The organism is Sulfitobacter maritimus (assembly GCF_013346665.1).
GTDB classification, from domain to species: Bacteria; Pseudomonadota; Alphaproteobacteria; order Rhodobacterales; family Rhodobacteraceae; genus Sulfitobacter; species Sulfitobacter maritimus.
Genome location: NZ_JABVBB010000016.1, coordinates 24,980 through 46,102, shown reverse-complemented (window position 1 = coordinate 46,102; position 21,123 = coordinate 24,980). Strand labels below are relative to the sequence as shown.

The following is a 21,123-nucleotide window of genomic DNA, read 5'->3' as shown; positions in this document are numbered from 1 at the left end:
TCACAAAATAGGAGAGACCCAATGCCACTAAAAAGATATCTCAGCTCAGCCGCGTTTATAGCCGCATTTGCGACGTCCCCGCTGGCCGCTAAATCGCTGGTATTCTGTTCGGACGCTTCCCCTGAAGGGTTCGACCCGGCGCTATATACCTCGATCACGACCTTCGATGCTTCATCTCGGACCATTTTCAACCGTATTGTGGAATTTGAAACAGGCACTACTAATGTTGTGCCCGGCCTCGCGGAAAGCTGGGAAGTGTCTGACGACAAGCTGGAATATACGTTTCACCTGCGCAAAGGAGTGAAATTTCATTCCAATTCGAGCTTCACGCCAACCCGTGATTTCAATGCGGATGATATTCTCTTCAGTTTCAACCGTCAGCGTCTAGCAGATCATCCCTATCATAGCGTAGCTGAGAGCAACTGGAGCTACTTCGAAGCCATGGGGATGAGCGAACGGATCGCCGATATCATTAAGGTGGACGATTATACCGTTAAGCTGGTTCTCAATCGCCCCGAGGCACCGATGATGTCGAACCTTGCAATGGATTTTGCGTCGATCCAGTCTAAAGAATATGCTGACCAGATGCTCGCGGCCGGCACGCCGGAGAAACTGAACCAGGCGCCGATCGGGACGGGACCGTTTGTTTTTGTGAACTATCAGAAAGATGCGGTCATTCGGTACGAGGCCAACCCAGATTATTGGGAAGGCGCCTCTCCGCTAGACACGCTGATCTTCGCCATCACGCCCGACGCTTCCGTACGCTATCAGCGATTGAAAGCAGGTGAGTGTCAAATTATGCCTTATCCCAATCCTGCTGATATTCAGGCTATGCAGGATGATCCTGAGATAAAGGTTCTGACGCAGGAAGGCCTAAATGTCGGATATCTCGCTTATAATACATTGATGAAGCCCTTCGACGACCCGCGGGTACGCAAGGCGCTCAACATGGCAGTAGACAAAGCCGCGATTGTCGATGTTGTCTATCAAAGGTCCGGCCAAATCGCGAAAAATCCGCTTCCGCCGACGATCTGGTCCTATAATGATGCCGTTACAGACGAGCCTTATGATCCGGAAGCCGCCAAAGCGCTTTTGAAAGCTGCTGGTGTCGAAGATTTGACAATGAAGCTCTGGGCTATGCCTGTTTCGCGTGCGTATAACCCGAATGCGCGGCGCATGGCTGAAATGATGCAGTCTGACTTTGAAAAGGTTGGCGTTACCGCAGAAATCATTTCCTACGAATGGGGGGAGTATCTTAGTCGGTCAAAATCAAAAGACCGGGACGGCGCAGCTCTTCTTGGGTGGATAGGCGATAATGGCGATCCGGATAACTTTCTGTCAGTTTTGCTGGGTTGCGATGCAGTCGGTGGCTCGAATGCTGCAAATTGGTGCTTTGAGCCCTACGACGAGCTGATCCAAAAAGCCAAAACAACTTCCGATAAGGCAGAGCGTACAAGGCTTTATAAGGAGGCCCAGATCATTGCAAAAGAGCAGGCTCCCATGTTGAATATTGCCCATTCGGTAGACTTCATGCCAATGTCACAGAAAGTAGATGGATATAAGATCCATCCGATGGGCACACATATTTTCTACGGCGTCGACATTCAGGATTAAGCAACTTGGGCGGTGCCGCATTTTGGTGCCGCCCGCCACAAGGCAAGATACCACGCGACTTTCAAAGCCGCGTGGGAATGATCATCAGCACAAATGATTGGTTATTATTCTACGCTGTCATAAATACTTGTCTTAGGCTTTGAGCCCTTGCAAACCATCCCGCGATACATTCCCTGGGAGTTGAACGGCATTGCAATATTACCTGCCGCATCCACCGCGATGATCCCACCTGAACCGTCGTTGTCGGCGAGATCCTGCATCACCACATGATCGGCAGCAGTGGCAAGGTCTTCGCCCGCGTGTCGCATCCGCGCTGCGATTTCTCCGGCCGCGTTCCAGCGGATGAATATCTCTCCGTGCCCCGTCCCAGAGACCGCGCAGGTTGCGTTATCCGCAAAGGTGCCCGCTCCGATCATCGGCGTGTCGCCCACGCGGCCTGGCGCCTTGGCGGTCATCCCTCCGGTCGAGGTGGCGGCGGCGATATTGCCGTCCTCATCCCGCGCCACCGCGCCAACGGTGCCATGGCGGCGCGCCGGGTCGTCAGACACCTCGCCACGTGCGCGCATCTCCAGCGTCTCCTGAAGCGCGTCCCAGCGGGACTGGGTGAAAAAATAGTCCCGGTCGCCAAACTCGAGCTCTGCCTGCCGCGCGACCTCAAGCGCATTGGGGCCGATAAGGGTAACATGCTCGGTCTGATCCATCACTGCGCGGGCCAGTTTCACCGGGTTCTTCGGCCCGAATACGCCAGCGACGGAACCCGCACGACGGTCTTTGCCATCCATCACGGCAGCGTCCATCTCTTGTTTGCCCTCAGAGGTATAAACTGCCCCGCGCCCTGCGTTGAACAAGGGCTCATCCTCCAAGGCGCAGACCGAAGCGATCACCGCGTCCAAGGCACTGCCCCCGTTGCGCAGCACTCCCTCGCCCGCTTCGAGCGCGCGGGCGAGGCCAGCGTGATAGGCGGCCTCTTTCGCGGGCGTCATGTTCTCTTTCAAAATGGTTCCGGCACCGCCGTGGATAGCAAGGGAATAGGTCATTTTGGTCCTTTCAGTCCGGCCTGCTCGGCGCAATAGGCCGCGATTTCGGCATGAGTGGCGATCCAGCAGTCGCCTTTGGATTTGATGTGGTCGATCAGCTCGTCGAGGATGAAGATGCGCGAGCGGTAGCCGGTGATATGCGGGTGCATGGTCAGCAAGAACAGCGCGCCTTCGTCGTAGGCCCCGTCGAATTCGCGGCGGAAGATGTCGAGCACATCAGTAGGCGGCGTATAGGGCCGCTGCGCGCCGAAACGGTTCATCATGAAATAGACGGCATCATCGCGGATCCATTCGACGGGCAGTTCGACGATCCCGGTCGGTTCGCCTTTTTCTATGATCTCATAGGGGTCATCGTCCGAGAACAGTGAACTGTCGTACAAGAGCCCCATCTCGCGGGCGATCGACAGGGTGCTGGGGCTGTAATCCCAAGACGGGGTGCGCATGCCGACAGGGCGGGCGCCGGTGATCTTTTCCAGCGTGTCAGCAGAGCGTAGCATCAAGTCGCGTTCTGCCGCGCCCGAGACCTGTGTGTTACGTTCGTGAATCCAGCCGTGCAGGCCGATCTCATGTCCCTCGCCGGCGAGGCTACGCTGCTCTTCGGGGTGTAGGAGAGCGGAGACGGCGGGCACAAAAAAACTGGCCTTCACCCCGTGCTGGTCAAGCACCTTGCGAATGCGCGGAATGCCTCGACGGGCGCCATATTCGCCCCAGCCGAGGCGGGCGATGCTTTCGCCGCCGTCGCGCAACTCATTAGTTTCATGGTCACTGTCAAAGCTCAGCGCCACGGCACAGCGCGCGCCGCCGGGCCAGGTTTGGGGCAGAAGATTCTGCCCCGCGCGCACTTGTTCGACCAGCCCGCGCCAATGCGCTTCGTCCCATTCATGCGGCTCGCTCATACGTGACCTCCATCGACGGATAGAATTTGTCCAGTGATCCAACCCGCACGGTCGGAACAGAGGAATGTGACCGCGTCCGCGATATCCTGCGCACGTCCCAATCGGCGCATATGGATGCCGCCAATGATCTGCTTTTGCCGCTCTGTTCCAAAGGCGTCCCACTGCTTTTCAGTCGAAGGGTTCGACAGAACGAAGCCGGGAGCGACGGAATTGACGGTGATCCCCTGCGGCCCCAGTTCCAGCGCCAGTTGTTTGGTGAGACCGACGAGCGCGTGTTTGGCAGCTGCATAGGCCTGGATACCCGTAAGGCTAGGCCGCAAACCCGCGCCGGAAGAGATTGTTACAATCCGCCCACTGCCCGCTTGTTTCATCGCCGGGGCAAATCCTTGGGCGCACCATATAGCAGCATCGACGTTGGCCTGAAAAATGGCGTGCCAATCGGCTTCACTAATTTCTTCGAGCGGGCGGCCTACCTGACCACGAACGCCGCCGGCAGAGGTGATCAGCCCATCAACGCGCCCATGGTGTTCAGTGATCTCGCGACAAAGGGCCAAAGTTTGGGCCCGGTCGCCCAAATCGCCCTGATGCAGCGTGACGCCTTCTGCCTCGAGCGGGGCGAGCCCGGCTGCGTCGATGTCCATCGCTGCCACAGTAGCACCTGCGGCGTGCAGCTCAGTCAGGATCGCTGCACCGATGCCCTGAGCAGCACCGGTGACGACAAAGACCTTACCTGTCAGATCAATCTTCATGCGGGCAGCAATAGGTTGACGAGGTCGGCGGATTGTTCGCGCTTTCCGTCCTCAATGTCATGAATGAGATCAACCATCCGAGCCAAGGTCGGCACGGAAATACCCGCTGTCCGGCCCAGATCGACCATGACGCCGATTTGCGCATCCACCTCGGTCTTGCGCTTGCGCACAGCAAGATCGCGCCAGATGCCGGAATGGGTTTTGGCCGTTTTGCGGTTATGCGCGACCATCCTGTCCATCGCCACTTCGATCGCGGCAATATCATTCGCGAGGAACGCTTCGGGATCGAAGCCGTTGAACCCCAGCGGTGCGACACCTTCATGTGCTGCGAGGGTCATCACCTCATGCCCGAGCGCCCTATAAGCGGCGCGATGTTCAGGACGGGCCATGGCGTCGGACATGCTGTCCGGCGTGAGAGCAGTGCAGAAGAGCAGAGAGCCATAGCCCATTTTGCCCCAGAGATAGCCCCAAATATTATCGGTTGCTACGGCATCCGGCTCGACCAACTTTAACAGCGTGTGAACCTCGGCGACGCGGTCGGTCATGCTGCCGTCCAGCTCGCCCACCGCCACTGCCGCGCGATTGCCGAAGAGGATACGCCCTGGCTCCAGCCAATCCGCCCCATAGTTGACGAAACAGCCCACCGTGTTTTCTGCGCCGATCCGTGCCGCGATGACTTTTTCATTTAGCCCGTTCTGTGCCGAGACGACGTAACCCCCGGGGGCTAGATGAGGGACGAGCATTTCCAACGCGGCGGTGGTGTGATGCGCTTTCACGCAGAGATAGATGCGCTCGTATTGTCCGGCCAGTTCGCTCGGTGTGCTGGCTGGCAAGACCTGAGAGAACTCCTCCACCGGACCTTCGATACGCAAACCGGTGGTGCGCATGGCCTCGACGTGCTTGTCGACAACATCGACCATGTGAACAGCATGGCCAGCGCGTGCGAAGTAGGCGCCGAGAATGCCGCCGATGGCCCCGGCGCCCCAGATCAGAATGGGTGTGTCGCTCATGCCCAATCTCCTTCCAACTGCGCGCGGGTCTCGCGCACGGCGATCTCCCATAGACGGTCCGTATCGGCCTCTGGCTTTTGATAGACCCCGCCATAGTTGCCATCACCAATCAGCTCGCGCACACCCGCGGCATTCCGATCGCGGAGCTTGTCGAAGGGAACAAAAGGCTTTTGCTTATCCGGCAATTCACGGCCCGGTAGGCGGGTCCAGGGAAAGTTTTCCATCCAGGAAGCGTGGCTTGCGATTGGATCGATCTCCTGCACACAGCTCCACGTTTCGGGTGCGCGCCACCAGTCATGGAAGCGGCAGCGGGCGCCTTCGTTAGCTTCCATCCACTCCATTGTAACCGGCTGCACCGGGCTGTTGCCGCCGTGTCCGTTTACGATCAGCACGCGACGGAAACCAGTCGCATAAAGACTGTCGAGGATGTCGCGCAGGAGCGCCGCATAGGTGCTGAGTTTCAGCGATACCGAGCCAGGGAACCCCATGAAATATGGTGTGAGGCCGTATGCAACCGCTGGAAAGACCGGCACGCCGAGCGGTTCAGCAGCATCGGCCGCGACTTTCTCGGATAAGATGGAATCGACCGAAAGGCTGAGATATGCATGCTGTTCGGTGCTGCCGAGCGGTAGCACACAGCGGTCATCGGTTTTCAGGTAATCTTCGATCTCGAACCAGTTGCTTTCAGATATCTTCATTCTGTGGCGGCCTTTGTATCTTTGGTGGTGGCCCGGCATCGTTCGATGGCAGGCAGGATTTCTGTGCGAATGGCGTGAATGTCGGGGGTGTGGCGGTATTCGAATGCAGTTTGCTCCGCGCGCAGCGCACCGCGCAGATAGTCCGCCCCGGTGGCATAGATAACGACGTCTGCGTTGCGCATGGCTGCGGAAAGGCCTTCTTCGTCGCGTACCTTCATGGTCAGCTGTGTCACATGCGGCGCGAACCGCAGAATGCCTGCTTTCATGATTGTGACGAAGCCTGGGAAATAAGAATAGGCCAGCGTTATAGCGTCGGGCGGAATGGAGGCGAGCGCTACGCGGGTTGCTTCATTTGGGATTAGCGTAAGGCCGATGACTTCCACATCGGGCAGAATCTCTCGCGCTTTGGCGAGCAGGGTTTTTGGCGCGATCACCAGATCGACGTCGCTGGGTGGAGCGGCGGCGATGTCTTCCAGCACAGCGGCTTCGATCTGATCGCCTTCGGGCAAATAGGCGTGCAATTCGTCCGCATAGGCGCGGGTGGCATCGATAAAGTTGCCGACCATCAAAATGCGGATCGGACGGGGCCGCGCGGTGCTTGCCATCGATATGCGCACCGCCAGTTCCGAGGCGTTGACGCCACAGGCCCTGGCAAGAGTGAGCAACTCGGCAATTTGTTGATCAAGTTGGCGAAAGCGCCCGTCCGTCGCGCGGCTACCGCCTCCGCTGACGAAGGTGCCTGAACCGACCCGCCCTTCGACCAGCCCTGAGGCTTGTAGTGCCGCATAGACATTGCTGACGGTGACGGGCGAGATCTTCAGCCGCGCGGCCAGCGTGCGCACCGACGGTAGCCGCGCGGCGGCGGGCAGTTCACCCGAGGCGATTCCAAACTCCAGCGCGCCGCGCAATTGCACCGAAAGCGAGACTGAAGACTTGCGGTCCATCGCCTGGATAATGCGGTCCATCGCCCGTTCAAAAATATCTTGCTCTCGCATCATGGTGTTACAGTGACCGAAAACAGTTCATTCGACAAGATAATTATATACGTCATATTAAGAGGTTTTGCGGGGGTATCCCGCAATATTGTTACATTTAAATGTTGACCGCTCTAAAAATAGCGGTCTAGTGTGACTGCAAGATATAACACATGGAGGATGACCAATGACTAAACTTACCTTGAAATCAGCCGTAGCGGCCTTAGCGCTGGCGTCGGCTGCCCCGGCGGTTATGGCGGCTGACCTCGTGGTCGGGCTGCGTGCAGGTCCAGATTCCATTGATCCGCATTGGTCAACTCTGGGGTCGCAGGCAGAGGCGCTGCGCCATGTGTTTGATACGCTTGTGGACGTTGACGAAAAACTGCAGCTCAAGCCTGGCCTCGCCGTGAGCTGGGAGCCGATCGACGACACCACATGGGAATTCAAGATGCGCGAAGGCGTGAAATTTCATGACGGTACCGACTTCACAGCCGAAGATGCGAAGTTCTCGATTGAGCGTATCCCCGAGGTTACCGGCCCGATGCCAATGACCCTCTACACCAAATATGTAGACAGTGTTGAAGTGGTCGACGACTATACATTGCATGTAAAGACCAAAGGCATGGCCCCCTCGTTGCCGAATGACTTTACTCGATTGTTCGTTGTGCCTTCTGAGACCGGCATGGAGGCTGGCAACGAAGAATTCAACTCCGGCGAGAAGGCCATCGGTACCGGCCCTTACACATTCGTATCCTGGCAGCCCAAAGGCGATCTAGTCCTTAAGCGCAACGATGATTACTGGGGCGGAGAAACCGCTTGGGAAACAGTCACACGACGCGAGATCCCAGAAGATACTTCGCGTGTTGCGGCTCTGCGCTCCGGCGAAGTTGATCTGATCAACTACGTCCCCGCGTCCGATTATCTCGCGATGAAAAACGACGACGAAATTGATACTTTCGTTTCTGATTCCATTTACATTCTGAACATCGCGCCTTCTGTGAAGGACGAAGAACCTCAGCCGATCAAAGTCAACGGCGAAGAGGTTGAGGGCAACCCGCTGCAAGACCTGCGTGTGCGGAAAGCGCTCGATCTAGCGATCAACCGTGACGTGCTGGTGAACGTGGTGCTTGAAGGTCTCGGCACCCCGGCCAATCAATTGATGCCGGAAGGCTTCTTCGGCTACAGCCCGGAGCTGGGCAAGCGTGAGTATGACATTGAGAAAGCCAAGGAGCTGCTGGCCGAGGCCGGCTACCCGGACGGTTTCGAGATTGATTTCACTTGCACCAACAATCGCGTGCCTGGCGATGCCGTGGTCTGCGAGGCCCTGGCGCAGATGTGGTCGCGTCTCGGTCTGACCGTGAACGCGCAGGCGCTTAACGGTACCGTGTTCTTCCCCGCTGCCGCGCGAGAGGAATACACGATGACCATGTCCGCCTGGGGCACGCTGACCGGTGAGGCAGCCTATACCTATGGTGCGCTGGTTCACACAAAGGACGCCGAGAAAGGGTTTGGTAACTTCAACCGTTCGGGCTACTCCAACCCTGAGTTTGACAAAGTGTTTGGCGAAGGCTCTCAGACCCTCGAACCAGAAGCGCGTAAGAAGCTCTACGAAGAGGCGTCTTTCATTGCGATGGATGACCGCGCGCTGATCCCAACGGTGATCTTGCAGACTGTATGGGCGGCGAATGCCGATACCATCGACATGACCGCACGGGTGGACCAAGAAACCCGCACTTACGCGATCAAACCGGTCGAATAAGGCCTCACCAACCCGGACGCCCGCAGCTTTGCTGGCGGGCGCCTTCCCTTTTTGCTCTCATGGGCGAGGTCGAATGCTCAGCTACTTTATCACCCGAATTGCACAGGCCATTGTCGTGGTTTTTGCCATGTCGGTCATTGTCTTCGTCGGGGTCTTCGCCATCGGCAATCCGATCGACGTGATGATCGACCCTGGTGCCACGCAGGCGATCCGCGAAAAGCTGATCGCGCAATACGGCCTCGATCAGCCCTTGGTCGTGCAATACTGGACCTTCCTGCGCAATGTCTTCGCGGGCGATCTGGGCACTTCGATGGTCTATAACATACCGGTCGTCGATCTGGTCTTCTCCCGCTTTCCAGCTACGCTTGAGCTTGTCGCCGTCTCGGTCCTGATCGCCGTGGGCGTGGGCATTCCTGCTGGTCTCTGGGCCGGGTATCGCCCCGACAGCTTTGGTGCGAAACTCGTCATGGCGCTTTCGGTGCTTGGTTTTTCGGTCCCGACCTTCTGGATCGGCATGCTACTGATTATGGGCTTTGCCGTTGAGCTAGGCTGGTTGCCATCGGGAGGACGAGGAGATGAGGCGACCTTCCTTGGCGTGTCCTCCTCGCTCTTCACCCTGGATGGCTGGAGCCATGTGATCATGCCCGCGATTAACCTGTCTCTGTTCAAGATGGGCCTGATGATCCGCCTCACACGCGCTGGAATGGTTGAGGCGATGGGCACCGACTACGTCAAATTCGCCCGCGCCCAAGGACTGCCGGACCGGCAGATCGTTTTCAGCCACATTTTGCGCAACATCTCGATTCCGATCGTGACGGTGCTGGGGCTTGAGCTTGGCTCGACGCTGGCCTTCGCCGTGGTAACTGAAAGCGTGTTCAACTGGCCTGGTGTCGGCAAGCTGATCATTGATTCGATCCTGCAACTCGACCGCCCGGTGATGGTCTCTTACCTCATCATGGTCGTGATCCTCTTTGTCCTCATCAACCTTGTGGTTGATCTCGTCTATGCTCGTCTGGACCCGCGCGTCCGTCTGAAAGGAGGCGCATGATGTCCGAGATTATCGCTGAAAATATCGCCGCCGTGCCCTCGGCCCCCCCTGTGGAAACCCGCGCCAAGCGGCTGCGCAACTTTTGGTCCGACTTTCGCGAGTCTTGGGTGGCTGTGGGCGCCTTAACCGTCATCGCTGTTCTGCTATTTCTGTCTTTCGGCGCGCCGCTGGTGTCGCCACAAGATCCCTATGATATGGCGATGCTTGATTGGCTCGACGCTTTCCTGCGCCCCGGCACCGAAGGGTCGGGGGGCTATACCCATCTGCTAGGCACCGACAACGCAGGCCGCGATATGCTTTCGGCGATCTTTTACGGGCTGCGCACAAGCTTTGTGATCGGTCTCTCCGCGGGCGCCTGTGCGCTGCTGGTTGGCATCGTTGTGGGGCTGACGGCGGCCTATTTCGGAGGGCGGATCGAAGCTTTGCTAATGCGGATCGTTGATCTGCAACTCTCGATGCCCGCAATTCTGCTGGCGCTGGTTCTGGTGGCGATGCTGGGTCAGGGGATTGGCCAGATCATTCTCGCACTCGTCGTCGCCCAATATGCCTATTTCGCCCGCACCACTCATGGCGCCGCGAAGGTCGAACGCGGCAAGGACTATATTGAGGCCGCCCGCTCCACACCTTTGCCGACGCACCGTGTGCTGTTTAAACACCTCCTGCCCAATGTGCTGCCCCCGCTGATCGTTGTGGCTACGGTGCAGGTGGCAAGCGCCATCGCGCTGGAGGCAACGCTGTCCTTCCTTGGCGTGGGGCTGCCGCTGACCGAACCCTCGCTGGGATCGTTGATCTCTAACGGATTCAAATACATCCATTCGGACCGCTACTGGCTGTCTATCTATCCCGGATTGGCTCTGATGGTGACCGTAGTTGCAATCAATCTTGTGGGCGATCAAGTCCGCAAAGTACTCGATCCGAGGAACAGCCGATGAGTGCCGCACTAGAGGTCAAGGGACTGACCACGCAATTCAGCACTCGCAAGGGCGCGGTGACAGCCGTGAACGACGTGAGCTTTTCGGTCCAGCCAGGGCGGATTCTCGGCCTGGTAGGCGAAAGCGGCTCGGGTAAGAGCGTTACAGGCTTTTCCATCATGGGACTGATTGACGAGCCGGGCAGAATCATCGGCGGGCAAGTCATGGTACAGGGTGCCGACATGCGCAAGATGAGTACCGAAGAGCAGCGCAAGATGCGCGGCCGCGCCGTATCGATGGTGTTTCAAGACCCGATGATGACCCTGAACCCCGTGCTGCGCGTTGGCGATCAGATGGCGATGGCAGTGCGGGTGCATGATAAGGTCAACAAAGCCGCCGCATGGGAACGCGCCCGCGAAGCTTTGGAGATCGTCGGCATCCCAGCACCTCGGGAACGATTGCAGGCCTATCCGCATCAGCTGTCAGGCGGCATGCGCCAGCGGGTGGCGATTGCGACCGCACTGTTGCACCGACCAGCAGTGATCATCGCCGACGAGCCGACCACCGCACTTGATGTCTCGATTCAGGGCCAAATTCTTGCCGAGGTGCGACGTTTGGCCGATGACATCGGCACCGCCATTGTCTGGGTGACCCATGACCTCGCCGTGGTCTCATCGCTCGCAGACGATATCGCAGTGATGTACGCAGGCCGCATCGTCGAAAGCGGGACGGCCGAGCAAGTCATTGCTAACCCACGCCATCCCTATACGCGTGGGCTGATCGATTCGGTGCCGGGCTTACATGAGCCGGGTCAAGACCTGCCGCAGATCCCCGGCTCGACCCCGCAACTGGTGAACCTGCCGTCGGGCTGTCCGTTCCGTTCGCGCTGTCCGCGTGCGACCGACATTTGCGCGTCGTTCCCACATAATACTGGAACCGAGGCACATTCCGTTCTGTGCCACCATCCGCTTGAGGCCACATGACCGATCCCATCCTGAAAATCGACGGCGTTTCTAAGCGGTTCACCCGAAAGCCGGGGCCGATAGTTAGCGGAATCGATAAGCTCACGGGCCGAAATTCGACCCAGACTGTGCATGCGGTCAATGATGTAACACTGAGCGTGGCGCGTGGCGAGGTGCTCGGCATCGTTGGAGAATCCGGCTGTGGAAAATCTTCCATGGGCCGCGTCGTTTCTGGCATCTATGCGCCAACTGAGGGTACGGTGACGCTCGAAGGTAAGCCGGTGGCACGTGATCATCGCGGAAATGTTGAAAAACTGACGACGCGCGTTCAGATGATCCACCAAGATCCGTTTGCCAGCCTCAATCCGCGCATGAAGGTGGGCGAGATCATTGCCGAAGGTCCACGTATTCACGGGCTGATCCCGGCGCGTGAAGTGCAGGAACGGGTGCGCAGCCTACTGGAACAGGTGGGGCTTGAGGGTGCCTATGCCAACCGTCTGCCACATCAGTTCTCAGGTGGGCAACGTCAGCGGGTCGCCATTGCGCGGGCCTTGGCAATGCAGCCAGATCTACTGGTGCTGGACGAGGCCGTGGCCTCGCTCGACGTGTCCATTCAGGCGCAGGTGCTTAATCTCTTTATGAAGCTGCGGCGCGAGTTGGATCTGACGGCGCTGTTTATTAGCCATGACCTCTCGGTCGTGCGCCATGTCTGCGACCGGGTCGCGATCATGTACCTAGGCCGCGTGGTTGAGACCGCGCCAGCGGATGAACTCTACGCCAAACCATTGCACCCCTATACCGAGGCGCTGTTCGGCTCGGTCCCGACGCTCGGCACGGGGCGCGCGCGTTTTCATCCGATCAAGGGCGAGATCCCCTCCCCAATCAACCCGCCTAAGGGCTGCGCCTTTCATCCGCGCTGTCCGTTGGCCGGGCCGCGCTGCAAGGCCGAAGTGCCGCGCCTTGTGACCCCATCCGACAACCGCAGCGTCGCCTGCCACCTACAGGATGGTGGCACCGGCACGCAGACTGGAGCCACCGCATGAGCCATTCCTTGAACACCCGGGTGGCACGGTTGAACGATGTGCTGGTTTCGGTGAACCTGCTGAACTGGGATGCGCGGGTGATGATGCCCGCAGGCGGAGCCGAAACCCGCGGCCATCAGATTGCCACCTTGATGGGAATCGCGCGCGAGATGATTTTGGACCCCGGCATGGGCGAAGCTGCCGAGGCTATGCTGAATGGGAAGCCATCCGACCTCGATCGCCGCGCTGCGCTTGCGGTGCAGGATGCGCGCGCCCATCACGGCCGCATCCCCGCTGATCTGTTGCGTCGACAGGCCGAACAGTCGATCACCGCCGGGGCTGCCTGGACCGAGGCGCGACGGACCGGCGATTTCGCGCTGTTTCAACCGCATCTGCAGAGTATCGTCGATCTGGCGCGCGAGAAGGCGCAGGCGCTTGGCTATGACGATCATCCCTATGATCCTATGGCCGATGTGTTTGAACCGGGGGCAACGGCGGCAAAACTCACCAGTTTCTTCGATCAATTGCGCGATGGTATTCGCCCTATTTTGGATGCCGTCTTGGCCTGCCCTGCCCCGCGCAGTGATTTCCTGTTCCGCAATTATCCGGTAGAGGACCAGCAAGCCTTCTGTGCCTATATTGCCGAAGCACTTGGCTATGACATGGCCCGCGGGCGGCTTGATACGGCAGTGCATCCGTTTGAGATTTCCATGACGCGCAACGACGTGCGGATCACCTCGCGCTGGAACCCAAATTACCTGCCGATGTCGATCTTCGGCACGATCCACGAAGCGGGCCACGCGCTTTATGAGATGGGCGCAGCCCCGGCGCTGACACGCGGGGCGCATGCGACGGATATGATTGGGCTATACGCTGTCGCGGGCACCAGTTTTGGCATGCACGAAAGTCAGTCGCGCCTGTTGGAAAACCACATTGGCCGCACGCCGGCGTTCTGGGCGGTGCATTACGGGCGGCTGCGTGACACCTTCCCCGAACAACTCTCCGACGTTAGCGAGGACGAGTTCGTCGCCGCGATTAACCGCGTCTCGCCGGGTCTTACCCGGGTCGAGGCGGATGAGTTGACTTATGATCTGCATATCATGCTGCGGGTGAAGATCGAGATGGCACTGATGGACGGCTCGCTGGACGTTGCAGATGTGCCCGAGGCATGGAACGCGGCGATGAAGTCCGATCTGGGACTAGATGTGCCGGACGATGGCATGGGGTGCTTGCAGGACGTGCATTGGTCGCACGGCTATATCGGGTCTTTCCCGACCTATACGCTGGGAAATTCGACCGCGGCACAGATCATGGCGCATCTGGATCAGACGCGACCCGCCGTGCGCGAGGGGGTGATTTCGGGCGACTATGCGCCGGTGCAGGCCGCACTTGGCGATTTAGTTTGGCAGCACGGGCGGTCGTGCAGCCGGGCGGAGATACTCGGCGGTATCGGAGCCGAGGCTTATGACCCAACGTCCTACCTTGCTTATCTTCGGGGAAAGTTCGCCGAATAGGTTTAGCGCCCTTGCTGAGTCACGCTGGCAGAGACAGTTCGCGCGGGGCGGTGATAACGCAATCCGCGTCCGCATAGACCCAATCGCCGGGTTTTATGGTAATGTCGCCAAAGCTGACGCGCACGCCCATCCGCCCTTCGGTTGGTGTATTACCGCGCCGGGCGGTGGTGCCGAGCGCATGAACGCCTATCTCCAGCGCATCAATCCCCCGGCTGTCACGGATCACCCCGTTGATCACTACCCCACGCCAGCCGTTGCGTGCCGCGATTTCCGCCAATCGGTCCCCCATCACCCCCACGCGCATCGACCCGGCTGCATCGACGACCAGCACACGACCCGCGCCAGGCTGCTCAAGCGCGCGCAGCACCGGGCGGTGGTCCTCGAATGTTGAGAGCGTCTGGCATGGGCCAAAGTAGCTCAGCGGCCTGCCAAACTGGCGGAACTGGAGCGCGCAGACCTGTAGGTCGGTGTGGTATAGGTCATAAAGATCAGGGGTCACGATCACGGGTTGGGTCATCTGGAGGGCTCCTTATGGCCTGTCATTTGTGGCCCGCGCGGGGGCGAAGATCAAACCCCGATCGGCTTACCCACCGCTGCCACATCCTCGAGACTGGAAACGATAGCTACCGCTTCAAGGCCAGCGCTGAGGCTGCAAAGAAAACAGGAAAGGAGACCAAAACATTGACCGCGTCATAAACCACGACGCATAACTGAGGGTGGGTCAAATCTCGGTGAAAATACCGGGTCAGTTCTCAATGACAATCAACAGGCCTGGGCGCTGTTCTGTGACAAGACCTTAGTTGCTGTCGCGATATATTCTTGTACAGGTTGCAACCAGAGTGGTTAAAGGCCACTTTGCTGCAGTTTTCCAAGTTCACTATGAAAGGTCATGTCGTTTATGACGTCCCGCAAAGATCGAAGGCAGGAACTGCGTCGGCAAGCCATCCTTGAGTTGGCCGAAATTTTCTTTGCAAGACAGGGTATAGCAGCAACTACCCTAGACCAAATTGGCGCTGAACTAGGCGTTACAAGAGCAAGCCTCTACTATTATTACAAGGACAAGGACGACCTTGTTGTAGCCGTCCTTCAAAAGGCGCTCGACAAAATGAACCGCAAAGCGGCGCGGGAGATGGCAGGGCTGGATGATCCTTTGCTTAAGTTGAAGGCGAAGGCCCGCAGCTATGCCCTCGCAACGGTGAGCATGCGGCCCGGCAAGATAATCTCTTATAGCTTTGATTTTCTCATGCAAATTCCAGAGGCGGCGATACTCTTGAGGAATGACATGGATAGCATAAGGATACTTCTTGATGAAGCGCTACATCAAGGTCTCATCCGAGATGTCGATCTAACTATCTTTACTCGACTTTTATATGATGCGCTCAATCGGACCCCTATGCTGTGCGCAGTGGACGGCGCATCAGCTGAGAATGTGTTCGATAGAATTTGGGACATATTTCTTGGTGGGATTGAACAAACCTAGGAGCAATTCCCCTGAACGTACTGCGCTATCTAGTAACTTTTAACAGAAGCGCTAATTCCTGCGCCTATACCGGTGTACGAGGTTTCGAGGGCTTGAATTTACTTGAGTGAAGAAAGCCCGGACTCTCACGGTGCCGCCCCGATCAAAGAGCTTCCTCCCAGATTTTAACCCTATGATAGTATATATGGCTTTATAACCTGACGCGGGCCGACGGATATGCCCGCATCAATGTTTTGCTGTGAGGGGTAGAGAGTTGAGTGATCCAGAACGGATAGAGTTGCTTGAGAAGGTTCTTGTGAAATACATCGAGCGTTTTGGGCTCATAGATGAGGCTCGCGCGTACTTCATCCATCATGCAAGTACCAAAGATGTCCCGCCTTCAAAAATGCACTAGGCACCATGGTCTGGTGTGAGATCTATCCCACTATTCGCGGTGGGCGGGGAGTGCCAAAGTTGGTCATTGCGTCATTCGAGCGCTAAAGCCCTATTTTCGACTGCTTTCCGTCCTGTTAATGGCATATTGTGGTGGTGCCTGTAGAGGCAGCTCTGACTTTAGGTAGCTGCAAAGCGTGCTTTACGGACTGCGGTCTTTAGAGAAAAGCGCTTAGACGCATTTAAGGCTGGAGAAATTGGTGCCCCCACGAACCAAAATTGACATCGCGACAAATCGGCGAGACGCCCATGAAACTGTTTTTGGTATTCGAGAAGATACCGTATCGCGTGGCGTTGACTTGGCAGGGGCCGAAGTTACGGCCATTTTCGCGGATGGTACTTCAGAAGAGCTGATCTGGCGTGCGCTCGACCAATGGACGAGAGGTGGGGCGGCCGGTAAGAGTGTGGCGCTATCCTATAGTTTTGGTGTCCATGAATTGTCAGCCAGCAAGCGGTTGGCATCTCTTGAGATCGACCTGTCCCCGGCCAGTTCGGTGTTTGACATCTCATTGGCCAGTGAAGGCTCAGCTGGTGGTAACACACCTACATCACATGTCGGGTTTCCATTCAGACTGGCACCGGGTTTCGAAGAAATGGGTGGCCGCGTAACAGCGACGTACTCTGGTGAGGTGAATCTCGTTGAGCGGCCTGCCCAGGGGGACCTTTATACAACATTGACGATCGATTTCACCAACCTTCCGGCCGGCGGTCTATTGGGGAAGGCCGAGTGGGATTCAGATATCGATACGACGAAATATGCAGGAGATCTTGCTCCCAGCCGAGGTCAGGATTTCTCGGGCCGAAACACGCTGAGGGGAAGCGCTGAAGCGGATTTCTTGTTTGGTGGTGGTAGCAACGATACCATCGATGGGCGTGCTGGGATTGATACCGCCGCCTATTTGGGGGCCAGGGGGAGCTATACTCTTACGATCAGTAAGAGTGCGACGCGCATCACAGATCGGGAGGGCTCGGAAGGGCGAGACACCCTAATCGACATAGAACAGCTGGCGTTTTCAGATCACCTTATGGACTTGGAAGACTACTCCAGTCTGACACGGCTCAGCTCATCCAAGTTTTCTGATTTGGCGAAAGTCTATGTCGCCTACTTTGGACGTGCTGCCGATGCCGAGGGGCTATACTTCTGGGCGGATAAACTGGCGGAAGGTATGGATATGCATACCATCGCGAGCCACTTTTCCCAATCCGCAGAAGCCAAAGCGCTGTACCCCAATACAGGCGATACGTCCGGTTTTGTAAGTGCAGTCTATGCAAATGTCTTGGGCCGTACACCTGATCAGGCCGGATTTAACTTTTGGACCACTCATCTGAGTAACGGGTCCCTGTCCCCGGCAACCTTCGTGCTTAGTATCATAGGAGGCGCGCAAGGAGGCGACATTACCTATCTTTCCCACAAAGCGGATCTTGGTGTCTACTTTTCCGCCATCAAAGGCATGTCAGATGTGTCGGACGCCCAAGAAATCCTGAACATCTTTGGCGATCAAGCCACCTCAAACGTAGAGGCGGCGAAGGACAGCATTGATCGTTACTTTGATGCTGCTTCTGCAGATAATAGCGGACAGTTCATCTTCAATCTTATTGGTGTGGTGGACGATCCTTTTGCGGGAGCGCTTTGACGCCGCTCGCCTTCAGGTGGCGTAGTGAGGCGCAGGAGGGCAAAAGTTCTCCCTTGCTGCACAAGTTCACTAATTTCGGATAAATCCTTGCAAATGCGGCCTTCTGGTAGGCTTGGCGCCGGCTACGAGAGCATAAACGGTTAATCACTTTGGGCGAGACCTCGCCATAAATCTGGTGCCACATGTCTTGGGGATGTATTTTGGTCCTATTGCGCCTCATAGACGTTCTGCGCCTTTGAGCGCGCTGTAGGATAGGTGTGATCATGATCGCATTTTTTGGATCTTATTTGCTGGTGCTGGCTGTGGCGGCCTGCCTTTGCCTCGCGCTCGCGTTAGCCTTGGGAGCTGGCCGGTAACGCGTTAGGTTTGGACAGATACACCTGTGGTCTGAGCAGTGCCCCGACAGTTGGTGTAACTCCCGCTGGTAGCGCGGGCTGAGCGGAGCCTTCGCATAGCGAAGCGAGGCCCGTGCAAGTCGCTTGGCGGCCATGGTTGTTCTTCCGCTAAGGTTTGGTGTGCGACTTTTGTCCGAGGAGAGCAACCATGACCAAAAACGGTCTATCAGATATCACCGCGCTGCGTGCGCAGCTTCCAGTCAGCGCTCTATAGACCAAGAGGTTGAAGCGCTCAGGAATTCTCGGTTGAGTGTCACACCAATTCCAGGGCCTGACGGCACGGGCATCACGCCATTTTCAGTTTCTAACGGCTCGTTAACGATGTCCGTCTTGAAATAGCGGCTCGAGCTGGAAGTATCGCCAGGAAGAGAGAAATTTGGGAGGCTTGCCAAATGAATGTTGTGGGCGCGGCCCACACCCGCCTCTAACATGCCGCCACACCAGACCGGTACGTCAAACGCAGCGGCAATATCATGTATCCGTAGGGCCTCACTGAAGCCTCCAACACGTCCTACCTTGATGTTGATAACCCTCGCTGCGTCTGTTTCGAGGGCCTTCCGTGCATCCTTTGCCGATCGGATGCTTTCATCTAGGCAGATAGCGGTTCTCAATCTGGCTTGTAGGGCGGCATGATCGTGCAGATCATCATATGCGAGCGGCTGCTCGATGTAGTCTAAGTTCAGTTCATCAAGGGCATACATCAGGTTCATGTCGGAGAGAGAATAGGCAGTATTTGCGTCAACCGTCAGGGGGGTATCGGGTAGCGCTTTCCTTACAGCACGAACGAGACCCAAGTCATGGCCCGGCTTAATTTTTAGTTTGATACGCTGATACCCTTGAGCGACATGCGCTTTCGCCTTTTCAACAGTCGCATTGATTTCATCAATCCCAAGAGACACTCCCACTGGCACAGACCGCCTGAGCCCTCCTAGAAGTGTGCTCAAAGGTAGCTGCAGGGATTTCGCCCAAAGATCCCAAAAAGCCGTTTCGAACATGGCTTTTGTCATCCAATGCCCGCGCCAGGGTTCTAGCATCTCCGCAAACATTGCTGGATTGTCGAAGCTCTTTCCCATAGCTTTCGGAAGAATTGCTTTCTCAGCCAAATCTAAAGCGCCGGGGATAGTGTCTTCCAAATAATTCGGAAGAAGGTCCATGACCCCTTCACCGTAGCCTTCGAGATGGCCACTGCGTAGTGTAAGTAACGGAAAAACTTTATTATACATTGTTCCGCTTGAGATCGTGAACGGATTGAGCAGTGGTAGCTCAATCAGTCGAATCTCTGCACTATCTATAGTAAGGGAAGAAGACATCGATACCTCAATAGTCGGTTTATTTTCTTATTTCTTGATCAGGGATCATATAAGATTGCCGCATGCGTATCAGGCCGTTGATCAAACATGAAAACCTTGGTCATGCAGTGATATTAATGCCTTAAGGAGACAGGTATCTCCTTAAGGCGCAAAGATGAATTAATTCCAGCTAACCTCGTTGAAGCGCAAGACTTCGTCAGGCGTCGGTGTGTATGAAACTTCTTCTGTCATGATATAGTTCGTATTGTACGAGAATAGCGGAGCCCAGTAGGCTTTCTCCGCAATAATCTTGAGCGCTTCTGTATAATTCTTTTCGCGTTCTGCGGGGTCTGTTGAACTGTCTGCGACTTCCAAAGCGGCTAGAACAGCACCATCTCGTGCATCATCTTGCCCTCCATGCTTGAAGAAATGGCTCACCATCGCAGAGGCGTCATTGATTGATGACGAACCCCACGTAAGCGAGCCGATCGGAACCTCTCCCGAACTATTCAAATCCCTAAGGGCGGAGTACTGCAGCATTCGGAAATTCGTCTTGATACCCACAGCATTCAAATAACTGGTTATCGCTTCAGCATATTCACGGTCGCGATAAGCGTAGAAGTCTGTAGTAAAACCGTCCGGATAGCCCGCTTCGGCCAGCAGCTCCTTGGCTTTGTCTGGGTCGTAGGGGTAGGTTTTTACATCCTCTGTGCAGCCGAACTGGCTCGGGAAGCAGGCTGTCCAAATGACTTTGGATTCGCCCTTAAGTAAATTATCCACAATTGCTTGCCTGTCGATGGCGTGATTTACGGCCTGGCGCACCTTGAGCTTTGTAAACGGGTTATCAGCACCTGTTCTCCCAGCTGCATCCATGGGAAGATAGGCTACTCTCATAGTGCTTTCATTTTTCACCACGAACCCATCTCGACCAGACATCTGCTCTGCCATATCGGTGGGGATCTGCCACGCAAGATCGAGTTTTCCTGTAAACAACTCGGCAAGCTGGCCGTTCACATCAGGTATCACCCTAACGTCTATTGTCTGGATCTGAGCGTTTCTTTTTGGACTTTCAAAGCGTTCTTCGAAGGCCTCCAGTACAAACCTTTTTCCTGGGTCCGACATTTTTACTCGGTATGGCCCGGTTCCTACGGGCTCGGCATTCATCCCCTCAGAGCCAACTCGTGAATAATACTCATTTGGGTAGATGGCGACTGCGCCGGAAAGATACTCAAGGGCCGCGGGGAAGGTTTTGTTTAGATTGATACGTACAGTATACTGATCAAGTTTCTCCGCGCCCTCCATCCAGTTCACGTTGCTTTGCGACAAAACACCGTTTTCAGGGTTCGTAACGTAATTGATCGTAAACACGACATCGTCGGCGTCGAATGTCTCACCATTGTGGAACACAACGCCCTCACGGAGGTCGATCTCTAGTGTTTTTTCATCGATCCACCGCCAGTCTGTCGCAAGGTTTCCTGTATACTCGTTTGTGACTGGATCGCGGTACAACAGATTGTCCCAAATCGCGCGGCTCATGACCATGCCTTCGCGAGAGTTGCTGTAGTAACTGTCTAGGCTTTCCAAAGACTTAGCAATTGAGACATTCAGAGTGTCCGTAGCTTTTTCGGCATAGGCCATATGGGTGAAGCCGGCGCACATCGCTAACGTCAAGGGAAAGCAAGACAGCTTATTCATTTAT

18 protein-coding genes and 1 pseudogene are annotated in these 21,123 nt (G+C 56.4%); 10 read left to right on the top strand and 9 right to left on the bottom strand.

The features are described from left to right. Window positions 1-21 precede the first annotated feature (21 nt). On the top strand, window positions 22-1,614 hold the full coding sequence (locus tag HTT03_RS00280; protein WP_174857925.1) for an ABC transporter substrate-binding protein: 1,593 nt from the start codon (window positions 22-24) through the stop codon (window positions 1,612-1,614). 104 nt (window positions 1,615-1,718) lie between these two features. Here the strand turns inward: HTT03_RS00280 and HTT03_RS00275 are convergent, their stop codons facing one another. Genes HTT03_RS00275 through HTT03_RS00250 form a run of 6 tightly spaced genes read right to left on the bottom strand, consistent with a single transcriptional unit; the run spans window position 1,719 to window position 7,002 of the window. After that, window positions 1,719-2,651 carry an isoaspartyl peptidase/L-asparaginase family protein gene (locus HTT03_RS00275; RefSeq protein WP_174857924.1) on the bottom strand — a complete coding sequence of 311 codons (933 nt, stop codon included), beginning with the start codon at window positions 2,649-2,651 and terminating at the stop codon, window positions 1,719-1,721. Then, complete coding sequence (locus HTT03_RS00270; protein ID WP_174857923.1) at window positions 2,648-3,547, bottom strand: polysaccharide deacetylase family protein; 900 nt, start codon at window positions 3,545-3,547, stop codon at window positions 2,648-2,650. Before HTT03_RS00270 ends, HTT03_RS00275 begins: the two co-directional genes overlap by 4 nt. Further along, window positions 3,544-4,296, bottom strand: a complete 753-nt coding sequence (locus HTT03_RS00265; protein ID WP_174857922.1) for an SDR family NAD(P)-dependent oxidoreductase — start codon at window positions 4,294-4,296, stop codon at window positions 3,544-3,546. Before HTT03_RS00265 ends, HTT03_RS00270 begins: the two co-directional genes overlap by 4 nt. Next, entirely contained in the window at window positions 4,293-5,306 is a 1,014-nt protein-coding gene (locus HTT03_RS00260; RefSeq protein ID WP_174857921.1) for a ketopantoate reductase family protein, read from the bottom strand. Before HTT03_RS00260 ends, HTT03_RS00265 begins: the two co-directional genes overlap by 4 nt. Beyond that, window positions 5,303-6,004, bottom strand: coding sequence for a creatininase family protein (locus tag HTT03_RS00255; RefSeq protein ID WP_174857920.1), 702 nt, complete (start codon window positions 6,002-6,004; stop codon window positions 5,303-5,305). Before HTT03_RS00255 ends, HTT03_RS00260 begins: the two co-directional genes overlap by 4 nt. After that, window positions 6,001-7,002 (bottom strand): GntR family transcriptional regulator, encoded by a 1,002-nt coding sequence (locus HTT03_RS00250; protein WP_246253306.1) that lies wholly within the window; start codon window positions 7,000-7,002, stop codon window positions 6,001-6,003. Before HTT03_RS00250 ends, HTT03_RS00255 begins: the two co-directional genes overlap by 4 nt. A 163-nt stretch (window positions 7,003-7,165) precedes the next feature. Between HTT03_RS00250 and HTT03_RS00245 the strand changes: the two genes are divergently transcribed. From HTT03_RS00245 to HTT03_RS00220, 6 genes are all read left to right on the top strand, one after another. Beyond that, window positions 7,166-8,737, top strand: a complete 1,572-nt coding sequence (locus tag HTT03_RS00245) for an ABC transporter substrate-binding protein (RefSeq protein ID WP_174857919.1) — start codon at window positions 7,166-7,168, stop codon at window positions 8,735-8,737. Window positions 8,738-8,810: 73 nt separating this feature from the next. Continuing rightward, a complete protein-coding gene (locus tag HTT03_RS00240; protein ID WP_174857918.1) occupies window positions 8,811-9,785 on the top strand; it encodes an ABC transporter permease in 975 nt (324 codons plus the stop codon). Then, a complete protein-coding gene (locus HTT03_RS00235) occupies window positions 9,785-10,717 on the top strand; it encodes an ABC transporter permease (protein WP_174857917.1) in 933 nt (310 codons plus the stop codon). The genes HTT03_RS00240 and HTT03_RS00235 overlap by 1 nt, the downstream gene beginning before the upstream one ends. Continuing rightward, complete coding sequence (locus tag HTT03_RS00230) at window positions 10,714-11,679, top strand: ABC transporter ATP-binding protein (protein ID WP_174857916.1); 966 nt, start codon at window positions 10,714-10,716, stop codon at window positions 11,677-11,679. Before HTT03_RS00235 ends, HTT03_RS00230 begins: the two co-directional genes overlap by 4 nt. Then, window positions 11,676-12,701, top strand: coding sequence for an ABC transporter ATP-binding protein (locus tag HTT03_RS00225; protein WP_174857915.1), 1,026 nt, complete (start codon window positions 11,676-11,678; stop codon window positions 12,699-12,701). The genes HTT03_RS00230 and HTT03_RS00225 overlap by 4 nt, the downstream gene beginning before the upstream one ends. Next, a complete protein-coding gene (locus HTT03_RS00220; protein ID WP_174857914.1) occupies window positions 12,698-14,194 on the top strand; it encodes a carboxypeptidase M32 in 1,497 nt (498 codons plus the stop codon). The genes HTT03_RS00225 and HTT03_RS00220 overlap by 4 nt, the downstream gene beginning before the upstream one ends. A gap of 19 nt (window positions 14,195-14,213) precedes the next feature. Here the strand turns inward: HTT03_RS00220 and rraA are convergent, their stop codons facing one another. Next, entirely contained in the window at window positions 14,214-14,711 is a 498-nt protein-coding gene (rraA, locus tag HTT03_RS00215; protein WP_217482685.1) for a ribonuclease E activity regulator RraA, read from the bottom strand. Window positions 14,712-14,770: 59 nt separating this feature from the next. Here rraA and HTT03_RS18530 point away from each other — a divergent pair. The 3 genes and pseudogenes from HTT03_RS18530 to HTT03_RS00205 all read left to right on the top strand — a co-directional run. After that, window positions 14,771-14,890 (top strand): annotated as a pseudogene (locus HTT03_RS18530) (ATP-binding protein); the annotation flags it as partial. A 193-nt stretch (window positions 14,891-15,083) separates the two neighbouring features. Continuing rightward, window positions 15,084-15,674, top strand: a complete 591-nt coding sequence (locus HTT03_RS00210; RefSeq protein ID WP_174857913.1) for a TetR/AcrR family transcriptional regulator — start codon at window positions 15,084-15,086, stop codon at window positions 15,672-15,674. A 632-nt stretch (window positions 15,675-16,306) separates the two neighbouring features. After that, entirely contained in the window at window positions 16,307-17,740 is a 1,434-nt protein-coding gene (locus HTT03_RS00205) for a DUF4214 domain-containing protein (RefSeq protein ID WP_174857912.1), read from the top strand. Between the two features lie 595 nt (window positions 17,741-18,335). Here the strand turns inward: HTT03_RS00205 and menC are convergent. Then, window positions 18,336-19,445 (bottom strand): o-succinylbenzoate synthase, encoded by a 1,110-nt coding sequence (gene menC, locus HTT03_RS00200; protein WP_174857911.1) that lies wholly within the window; start codon window positions 19,443-19,445, stop codon window positions 18,336-18,338. Between the two features lie 159 nt (window positions 19,446-19,604). Next, window positions 19,605-21,119: an ABC transporter substrate-binding protein gene (locus HTT03_RS00195; protein WP_174857910.1), complete on the bottom strand. Its 1,515-nt coding sequence runs from the start codon at window positions 21,117-21,119 to the stop codon at window positions 19,605-19,607. Window positions 21,120-21,123: the final 4 nt, after the last annotated feature.

Excerpts from the sequence above, each read along its gene's own strand:
- HTT03_RS00280 (WP_174857925.1), top strand. The coding sequence starts at position 22 with ATGCCACTAAAAAGATATCTCAGCTCAGCCGCGTTTATAGCCGCATTT.
- HTT03_RS00275 (WP_174857924.1), bottom strand. The coding sequence starts at position 2,651 with ATGACCTATTCCCTTGCTATCCACGGCGGTGCCGGAACCATTTTGAAA.
- HTT03_RS00270 (WP_174857923.1), bottom strand. The coding sequence starts at position 3,547 with ATGAGCGAGCCGCATGAATGGGACGAAGCGCATTGGCGCGGGCTGGTC.
- HTT03_RS00265 (WP_174857922.1), bottom strand. The coding sequence starts at position 4,296 with ATGAAGATTGATCTGACAGGTAAGGTCTTTGTCGTCACCGGTGCTGCT.
- HTT03_RS00260 (WP_174857921.1), bottom strand. The coding sequence starts at position 5,306 with ATGAGCGACACACCCATTCTGATCTGGGGCGCCGGGGCCATCGGCGGC.
- HTT03_RS00255 (WP_174857920.1), bottom strand. The coding sequence starts at position 6,004 with ATGAAGATATCTGAAAGCAACTGGTTCGAGATCGAAGATTACCTGAAA.
- HTT03_RS00250 (WP_246253306.1), bottom strand. The coding sequence starts at position 7,002 with ATGATGCGAGAGCAAGATATTTTTGAACGGGCGATGGACCGCATTATC.
- HTT03_RS00245 (WP_174857919.1), top strand. The coding sequence starts at position 7,166 with ATGACTAAACTTACCTTGAAATCAGCCGTAGCGGCCTTAGCGCTGGCG.
- HTT03_RS00240 (WP_174857918.1), top strand. The coding sequence starts at position 8,811 with ATGCTCAGCTACTTTATCACCCGAATTGCACAGGCCATTGTCGTGGTT.
- HTT03_RS00235 (WP_174857917.1), top strand. The coding sequence starts at position 9,785 with ATGTCCGAGATTATCGCTGAAAATATCGCCGCCGTGCCCTCGGCCCCC.
- HTT03_RS00230 (WP_174857916.1), top strand. The coding sequence starts at position 10,714 with ATGAGTGCCGCACTAGAGGTCAAGGGACTGACCACGCAATTCAGCACT.
- HTT03_RS00225 (WP_174857915.1), top strand. The coding sequence starts at position 11,676 with ATGACCGATCCCATCCTGAAAATCGACGGCGTTTCTAAGCGGTTCACC.
- HTT03_RS00220 (WP_174857914.1), top strand. The coding sequence starts at position 12,698 with ATGAGCCATTCCTTGAACACCCGGGTGGCACGGTTGAACGATGTGCTG.
- rraA (WP_217482685.1), bottom strand. The coding sequence starts at position 14,711 with ATGACCCAACCCGTGATCGTGACCCCTGATCTTTATGACCTATACCAC.
- HTT03_RS00210 (WP_174857913.1), top strand. The coding sequence starts at position 15,084 with ATGTCGTTTATGACGTCCCGCAAAGATCGAAGGCAGGAACTGCGTCGG.
- menC (WP_174857911.1), bottom strand. The coding sequence starts at position 19,445 with ATGTCTTCTTCCCTTACTATAGATAGTGCAGAGATTCGACTGATTGAG.
- HTT03_RS00195 (WP_174857910.1), bottom strand. The coding sequence starts at position 21,119 with ATGAATAAGCTGTCTTGCTTTCCCTTGACGTTAGCGATGTGCGCCGGC.